A 3,845-nucleotide genomic window follows, 5' to 3' on the forward strand; every position below is an offset into this window, starting at 1 on the left:
AACTAGATAATCATATTGCCTTTAATCCGATTCAGCATCTTACTAAGTCGCTTCAGAACCGGACAAAAGAAGAGTTCTTACTTCAGATAAACGATTTAAGTGAAGAAGAAAAAGAAATTCTTATAGAGAACTTAAAATGGGAGATTTTTGGCGTCTGCTCTCAACTTCATGTGATCAATAATAAGAATGGTGTTTGTGCTCACTTTAATAATATCAAGGATATTTTAGAATCTCTTAAATCACCTCTTGTACATGATTTAGAGGGACTAATCTTTGACATTTCTCAAAGAGAGCAAATATACTAAACCATGCTCAATCCCGTTGAATTGCCACAACATTATAATTACATTGGAGTCTTTCTCTCTCTCGCCTGTAATCTATCTTGTAGTTACTGTATTAATCATACGGTAGGCTTAGACCAAAAAAGAAGACACCTCTCTGGAAAAGAATGGGTTGATGCAATTAATAGAATTCAACCACAAGATGGTACATCAATCTCTTTGCAAGGTGGTGAACCTTCTATTCATAAAGATTTCTACTATATCCTACAAAATATTCGAACGGATCTAAATATTGATCTACTTACTAATATTCAGTTTGACCCTTATGAATTCATCGAAAGAATTCCGACATCACGCTTCAATCACGATCTCCCCTATCCCTCAATTCGCGTAAGTTATCATCCCGAAACGATGGACTTAGGAGAAACTGTTGAAAAAGTTCTCATTTTAAAAAAAGCAGGATATCCCATCGGAATTTTCACTGTTGATCATCCTATATCTAAGGCACAAACAGAGAAAGCAAGAATCGTTTGTCATGATAATGGAATTATTTTTAAGACAAAGGAGCTCCTAGGTAAATATGATGGACAACTCTTTGGAACTTATAAGTATGACGATGCAATTTTTGCTAAGGAACTCAAAACTGTTCAGTGCCGTACAAGTGAACTTCTAATATCTCCTGAAGGTAATATTTTTAGATGTCATCATGATCTCTATAACAAGAAAATGCCAATTGGTGATATTTTAGATAATGATTTCAAAATAGAAGATATATATCGCGAGTGCAAATACTACGGTATGTGTAACCCATGTGATGTAAAGCTAAAGAATAATCGTCATCAAGAATTTGGTCATTGTTCCGTTGATATCAAATTTTAACCACAACCTTTCCTGTATTCTCTCTTCGTAGCGCAATATCAAATGCTTTATCGACATCAACTGAAGAAAATTCATGAGTTATCATTGATTTCCCAATATCAGGTAAGTCCTCTTTCCAATTTACTACAGCTTTTTCAATGACAGATTTAGGAAGACCTCTCATCCACTTAATCGTGACATCACGATTTGTAAAAAGTACTGAATTAATCTTTTGCTCGTTAATATATTTCCCAACAACTAAAAGCTTTGAACTTACCGAAGCGAAGTGAAGAAAGTACTTCCAAAAACCACTCTTCTTATTCCCATCCCCAGAGCAGTCTATTATATAGTCAAAAGACATATGATAATCATCTTTTAAAAGTGCCGCTCCAGTGGCGATAATATTTAATCCAAGCTCTTTTGCTATTTCAATTCTCTTCTTATCTAGTTCGACGAGAATGTAATTCAATCCTTCTTTCTTAGCTTTTAAAGCACAGAATAAACCTACTGGCCCAGCACCGAAGATCATTACTCTATCTTTCTTACCAGCTCTTAATCCTAAGTCGGCCATATGCAAGAACGCCTGTTCTGCCACTGCGGCAACTTCAATAAGAACAAGACCTTCTTGATTCAAATGGCTTAAATTAATTAAATATTGATCTTGTAAGATGATCTCATTTCTTAAAGCACCAATTTCTTTTCCACCAAGAGACTGATTATTTAAGCAATTATTTGGCTTACCGTCATAACATGAACGACACTTTTGGCAACCAAAAGAGACGGGAGAAGTCACTATATCGCCTTTTTGATAGCTAGAAGAATTTGATTCTTCAACAACTCCAATCCATTCATGACCAGGTCTCAAGCTTTCTGTACCAGGAAGAATTTCGATACTATAAAGGTCCGATCCACATATTCCTACTTCAGTCGGTCGGATACGAACAGCTCCTTCAGTTAAGACATCAGGGCTTTCAATTTCTATTTTATCAAATTTTCCATTCTTATAGACAAGCTCATACTTCATGACATGTCCTTTGAATAATCTCTCTCAATTTAATGGCATCTGATTCTATATCACTCAAAGACTTCGTAATATCTATATTTATCATCAGTGTTGATGTGAGGATACTGATTGATTCGATGAAATGAATCTTTGAATAATTATACTTCTTATCAGTTCTTAAGAAAGGGTCTCGTTTATCACTAAAAGAGTGACCTGCCTTTAAAATATTATTCCACTTCCAAACACAATGAGCTCTTCTCATCGTCGTTGGTAGAAAATGTAATCCCTCTGCCATCAACTTCTTTGACAACATTGCTGCCATAGCAGGATCTTTTAAGCGTAAATGTAGAGTTGTTCCACACTCCTGCCCATCATTAGGTTCAATAAGTGAAATGCCCTTAGGAAGATCGGCTAAATTCTTAGTAAAGATATCTTTTCTTTCTCTATTGGCAGATAAGATTTGATCAACTTTTTTTAACTGTATTCTAAGCATAGCACCAGTGATCTCTGACACTCTTGTCGAAATCCCTAAGACAGGCACCATATCTTTAAAATTTTCTTGATAAGTAGGATTAAAACTAATGGCTTGATCAATACAAGATTGCGTCCTCGAGATAAGATCTTCTCGACGTGTCGTTACAAGACCGCCTTCTCCAGCAGTTAAAACCTTATCACGATTAAAAGAGAAACATCCAAAATCCCCCCATGATCCAAGAAGACGTCCCTTGTACATTGCTCCTAAAGCTTGAGCAACGTCCTCAATAACATAGAGATTATTATCCTTGGCGAAATCAACGATTCTATCTACTTCGCATTGAATCCCATCCATGTGAACAGGAATGATGGCCTTTGTCCTATCCGTCACCTTAGACTTCATATCATCGAAGTTCATCATTAAGTCATTACCAATATTTGCCACAACCGGTATAGCTCCAACTTGTAAAACGGCACCCGCTGTTGCCACAAAAGTATAAGCAGGAATAATGACTTCATCACCTTCGGAAATACCAAGCGCCATTAAAGCGACAATAAGAGCATTAGTCCCACTATTTAGAACAAAACTTTTCTTCGTTCCTAAGTACTCACTAAATTCATTTTCAAATTTATCACACTCACTTTCGCCAAGAGGCTGTCCATAACGAAAGAGTTTTCCTGATCTTAAGACATTAGAAATTGCTTCGATTTCTTGTTCATCAATAAGGTGTTTATTTAAGTTCTGACTCATAGTTTGATCTGTTCGGTTACACTTCAAGCAAGTCTCATAAAGGTCACGGTTTCCAGCTTGGAGATTATTTCTAAATTTAGCATACTCAGCGTTATTCCAGATATCAATGACATTTTCTGATGAGCAGTTTCCAAATGTATATTTCTGATAGAAGTCTTCGAAACATGAGAGAACATTACCTTTTACAGAAATTGTTAAGACCGTTGAAGGGAGAGAACAAGGCCGATCACTAAACTCTCCACGCGGGCCAAGTTCAGGATGACAACCAGCTCTATTAAATTTTCTTAAATTAGTATGATTATCATACGAAATGGCGACCTTTTCTTTTTCAGAAAGAGAATCATATATAATTTCAAAAGGATTCTTCTTCACCTGTTCGTGATTGGTCACGATAATTTTATCTACACCAATATTTAAAAGTTCATGAAGTCTATCTTTTGAACGAATTAATAAGCCATTTGTATAGAGAATTAGTTNC

General features: G+C 35.8%; 4 protein-coding genes. 2 read left to right on the plus strand and 2 right to left on the minus strand.

Annotated features, from left to right (window positions below; genetic code table 11):
* A partial coding sequence (locus M901_RS04250) for a hypothetical protein (RefSeq protein ID WP_034720268.1) occupies nt 1-305 on the plus strand: 305 nt, incomplete at its 5' end.
* Nucleotides 306-308: 3 nt separating this feature from the next.
* On the plus strand, nt 309-1,160 hold the full coding sequence (locus tag M901_RS04255) for a radical SAM protein (protein ID WP_021276952.1): 852 nt from the start codon (nt 309-311) through the stop codon (nt 1,158-1,160).
* Here the strand turns inward: M901_RS04255 and M901_RS04260 are convergent.
* Together M901_RS04260 and M901_RS16965 are read right to left on the minus strand one after the other, a co-directional pair.
* On the minus strand, nt 1,150-2,163 hold the full coding sequence (locus M901_RS04260) for an alcohol dehydrogenase catalytic domain-containing protein (RefSeq protein WP_021276953.1): 1,014 nt from the start codon (nt 2,161-2,163) through the stop codon (nt 1,150-1,152). The genes M901_RS04255 and M901_RS04260 overlap by 11 nt on opposite strands.
* Nucleotides 2,153-3,845, minus strand: a 1,693-nt coding sequence (locus M901_RS16965; RefSeq protein ID WP_198295340.1) for an aminotransferase class I/II-fold pyridoxal phosphate-dependent enzyme, incomplete at its 5' end; no start/stop codon positions are given. The genes M901_RS04260 and M901_RS16965, both read right to left, overlap by 11 nt.

The sequence above is a fragment of the Bacteriovorax sp. DB6_IX genome, assembly GCF_000447775.1.
GTDB lineage: Bacteria > Bdellovibrionota > Bacteriovoracia > Bacteriovoracales > Bacteriovoracaceae > Halobacteriovorax_A.

Excerpts from the sequence above, each read along its gene's own strand:
- M901_RS04255 (WP_021276952.1), top strand. The coding sequence starts at position 309 with ATGCTCAATCCCGTTGAATTGCCACAACATTATAATTACATTGGAGTC.
- M901_RS04260 (WP_021276953.1), bottom strand. The coding sequence starts at position 2,163 with ATGAAGTATGAGCTTGTCTATAAGAATGGAAAATTTGATAAAATAGAA.